Source organism: Halobacillus sp. BBL2006, assembly GCF_000786645.1.
Taxonomy (GTDB): domain Bacteria; phylum Bacillota; class Bacilli; order Bacillales; family Halobacillaceae; genus Halobacillus.
Window position 1 is genome coordinate 1 of the sequence record NZ_JRNX01000237.1, and the last position, 4,226, is coordinate 4,226.

At 33.0% G+C, this 4,226-nt stretch carries 5 protein-coding genes and 1 pseudogene; 4 read left to right on the forward strand and 2 right to left on the reverse strand.

Annotated elements, in window-relative coordinates:
• Positions 1 to 717: 717 nt before the first annotated feature.
• The 3 genes from LD39_RS07950 (at position 718) to LD39_RS07960 (ending at position 1,931) form a co-directional block, all read left to right on the forward strand.
• Positions 718 to 1,086, forward strand: coding sequence for a hypothetical protein (locus tag LD39_RS07950; protein ID WP_156112589.1), 369 nt, complete (start codon positions 718 to 720; stop codon positions 1,084 to 1,086).
• A 313-nt stretch (positions 1,087 to 1,399) separates the two neighbouring features.
• Complete coding sequence (locus LD39_RS07955) at positions 1,400 to 1,624, forward strand: hypothetical protein (RefSeq protein ID WP_035544955.1); 225 nt, start codon at positions 1,400 to 1,402, stop codon at positions 1,622 to 1,624.
• 85 nt (positions 1,625 to 1,709) lie between these two features.
• A complete protein-coding gene (locus LD39_RS07960) occupies positions 1,710 to 1,931 on the forward strand; it encodes a DUF6366 family protein (RefSeq protein ID WP_081988381.1) in 222 nt (73 codons plus the stop codon).
• A gap of 430 nt (positions 1,932 to 2,361) precedes the next feature.
• On the opposite strand, the gene arr is transcribed toward LD39_RS07960, so the two are convergent.
• Entirely contained in the window at positions 2,362 to 2,778 is a 417-nt protein-coding gene (gene arr / locus LD39_RS07965) for an NAD(+)--rifampin ADP-ribosyltransferase (protein WP_035544959.1), read from the reverse strand.
• A gap of 448 nt (positions 2,779 to 3,226) precedes the next feature.
• Positions 3,227 to 3,851, reverse strand: a pseudogene (locus LD39_RS07970) (YitT family protein).
• Between the two features lie 117 nt (positions 3,852 to 3,968).
• On the opposite strand from LD39_RS07970, the gene LD39_RS07975 reads away from it, so the two are divergent.
• A partial coding sequence (locus LD39_RS07975) for a MarR family transcriptional regulator (RefSeq protein ID WP_035544960.1) occupies positions 3,969 to 4,226 on the forward strand: 258 nt, incomplete at its 3' end.

Genomic DNA, 4,226 nt, shown 5'->3' on the forward strand with positions numbered 1-4,226 from the left:
AAACTACCACTACCAATAAAGTTAATAGGATATTTTTTGTTTGGGAGCTTTTTCTTAATGATTTTAATTGGGGTTGTAGGAAATTTTCTTTTCAACTAACGGGAGCAATTGTTCAATAGAGCAGTAGTCCTTTATTACATAAGCGCAAGGAATATCGTAGTATTTAATTATTTAACTGACAGAGCGAGATTGTTGAAGGGAAACCTGAAACTGATTTATTAGAGTAAGTCTTCAAAGGGGGATTTGATGAGGCTGTTATTACTGGCATACTGTTGGGTCTTTTCCTGGTTGGATGTTCAAGTTATTCAGAAGAGTTTATTATTTCCGGTGAAGTTACAAGAATAGAAGGTAATTTGGTCTCGATAGATTACCAAGAGATAAAAGTCGATAACCCTTCAGATTTTAAAGTTGGACAAAAGATAAAAGTAACAACATTGATTGACCACACAAGTGAAGAAGATTGGGACCCAAGTGATTTTGAGGTAAGAAAAGTGATTTTTATAAAATGAATTCTTATTAAACAAACGGTAGCAATTGCTCAATAGAGTAATAGCCCTTTATTACATAAGAGCAATAAATATCGGAACGTTTGGCTTTTTTACTGATGAGGCAGAATAAGTTATTTGAAACATTCTGCATTATAAAAACGTATTTATTTTCACAGGAGGTTTTACTATTCTTAAAAGAATAATAGGTGCTTTAGCAGTAATTTTAGGTATGGTGGGTTTGCTTTATTTAATGATTAGTACCTATCATGAACTTCAAACAGCAATACAGAGAGCATCAGAAGACAGCTTCACTCTTCTTATGACGATGTCTTTATGGTCATTTTTATTTGGTATTTTGATGGGGTGGAAAGCATTATACAATATAATTTTTGAGAAGCGAATTAAAGTAAATTGGATAATAATCTTATCTGTTTTATTAGCAATTACAAGTTTTATACCTAGAGTTTATTGGGTGAAATGGCTTAGTCTTGACCTTCCGTTTTTTATCGAAATGTTTCAAGTACCAGAAACTCAAATTCTTCTTACAGCCTTTTCAGGTCTTTTATTTATTCGGTCACTTGATGGAAAGCGAAATTAAGATCCTCCACTAAGGAGTCCTGAAGTAAAATATAAAATATATCTTGATTTCGAGTCTTAAAAAAACGGGGGCGATTGTTCAATAAGAGCAATCGCTTTTTTTGCTAACGAGCAGAATAGTTAAAGACACAGTTTCGAGATAACAGAGATTTTAAATTATTTTTGACAAATATCGTATGTGTAATATAAGGAGAAGGAGACGAATTGTATGAAGTTCTAAGAGAGAGGTGCTAACATCTCCTCTTATGAACAATAAACCAAACGAAACTGTGCTGTAGACCTTAAATATAATAATCGAATGAAGGAGGAAAGAAATGAAGAAACTTGCACATTCCGAATGGAGATTAAGTGTGATGGCTCTAGCGGCACTTATTGGGAATTTTATTGCAATTTATATCGTCCTCCGTGAACTGAGCCTAAAATATGTGATAGGTTGTCTGATCGTTTTTGCATTAGTGGTTACTGCTAATACTATTTATGTGTTCTATAAGAGAAAGAAAAACAACGGGGCAGGAAAAGAGAAGAAAGAGCACGGATAGGGCTGCACCAATCAGAACAAAATGCCAATGTGAATGGATTTCCAGATGAGACTACAATGATAATCTCGACTCTAAATATTAAACAATGGTGACTTTTGCTACTAATGGAGGTATTCACGTGAGTGAAGAAAAGCCTGAAACAACAAGGGAAAGAATTAGGCAAGAAGAATTAAAAAAAGACCCTTCGGGAAGTATCCACGGTGGAGGGCTTCCTGATCTAGTTGGGAATTTAGGATGGAAAGGTACTGGGATCATTATTCTAGTTCTGATAGTAGGGTTCATAATATATGCCGTTTTCTTTGGATAAAGTATCTTGAAATCAAGTCTTCCTGTATCGGGGATTAATCTTCAATAAGAGGAAATTTATTTTGTACACCAAACTAATAAAATATTTCTTATAGGGAGGAAATTAATAACTTTTTACGTTTTACAAGCGTTGAGAGTTCTGGGGTTTATTATCATAGGTGGTGGCATGATTTTATATATACAAAGGACTTATGACATCGTGATAAATGGGATGTTGTTAGGATTAATATTAATTGCGGTTAAAACAATTTCTATAGAAAGGTTCTATGCCATTTATATCAATAGCAAAGAGTGACTATTGGATGTTTATTCCCAAATGGATTAGACGATAATATCTTGATATTGAGTCTTCAAGAAACGGGGGCAAGTAAGGATTTACCCCCTGAATTAAAAGGAAATTTTTTAAGTCATGAATTTATAGATGTTGGAGATTAATCGTAAATTACATTTTTTCCTTGTTCGCTTAACTTTTTTAAAGAAGTAAGCATATTATTTATTTCTTCATCCGAATGTCGTTCCCATGAACTTAATTCAGCTATGATTTTCAAAGGTGATTTTGACCTATAAGAACGTGTTGGGTTTCCAGGGAATTTTTGGTCAGTTAAGTTGGGGTCATTTTCAAAATCACCTAAGGGTTCTACAATGTAAATTCTTTCTTTTGATTTAGCTTTTGCTAATTCAGCACCCCATTTAGCTGCGTCTAATGTTGCAGTGAAATATATATAGTTAGATTTTTTGTCTTGATAATTTGATAAGTGTTGCGGTTCTAATAGATCTCCAATTTTTAGTTTTGCTTTAGTACCATGAAAGAAAGGACCGTTATCTAAGACATCTTTTTTTTCATTCATACAGATACCTCCCTTATATTTTTAGATTTGTATATAACAGTATAGGACAGGCACTATAGAAAGAGTAGTCTATAAATAATTTATAATTAGGAGTATAATGTAAGTAGAGGGAGAGATGTCGAACGACAATCACCTATAATTTACGTTTTAATTAGCAATCAATGTTTATGGTTGCTGGGGGTTTTATGGACTGATATATGGTTTGTATTTAAAAGTGATATTATACAATTGTGCGCTTTAACTGAGTTACTAAAGCCCAATTTCTCAATTTTAATACTGAGAAATTGGGCTTTTTATTTTGAAGTTCCTTAACGTTGTAAATGAGTATTTTCCTGACGATTTCCCATTAATTTTATATTATCTTGGAACTGAGTCTTAAACAATCGGGGGCGTTTCTCTAATTTTAAACTCATATGATAAGCTAATATTATTACTAATCGCTTCAAGTTTAAGGGGTTTTTTTATGTATAAGGACGTGGGATTTGTCACAATTATCTCGATTAGGGTCCAATACCTTTGGAGTAAATGGCATAAAATAGTTAAGTATTAGACCACTTAAACCAACGGTTAATAAAGGTCCAACACCAATTGGACCCTTAAAAATCATTGCCATTATTAAAAATAATAGGTAAATGAATGACCTCGAAATAAATATATTTGTTTTAGTTATTTCTTGTATGATTAACGTTAATCGGTCAACCGGGATCGGTGCGAAATTTGTGTGTAGATATATTGCAGTACCTAATCCTATAACGATTAAGCCGATTCCAAAGTAAACAACTTTGCTGTACCACAGTTCAGATGTGAGCAAATTTTCTAAAAAGAGCCACATATGGATACTAAACACCGGTATAAATGCTGTTAACAACCCCAAAACTTCTGGTTTTTGTCTTTTTAGAAGCGAATTACACCCTATTAATATCAATGCAATGATTATTTCCCAAGTTCCTACCGCAAAACCCACGTGGATAACCAGTCCTACCAAAAGGGGAAGTCCCAAGGTCAGATTGTATCGTGAAAGATATGTCGAGGGTTAATAGCAAGATTCCTAATACATAAAAGAAAAATTTCACAATAATCTATCTCTTTATTGATATTTTTTTGTTGCAAATACAACTAAATTAAGTTAGGGTGAGTATATAATGCTAAATGTTGCATTTGCAACAAAAATGTTTGGTGAGGAGTTCATTATGAAGGAAATACTACGTGAAATTGGAATGATAGCAAGAGCATTAGATTCAATAAGTAATATAGAATTTAAAGAATATGACCTCACGAGAGGGCAGTATTTATATCTTGTGCGAATCTGTGAAAGCCCAGGAATCATTCAAGAGAAGGTAGCTGAAATGATAAAAGTAGATCGTACTACAGCAGCCCGTTCTATTAAAAAACTTGAAATGAATGGCTTTATTGAGAAGAAAGAAGACGAACATAACAAAAAAATTAAA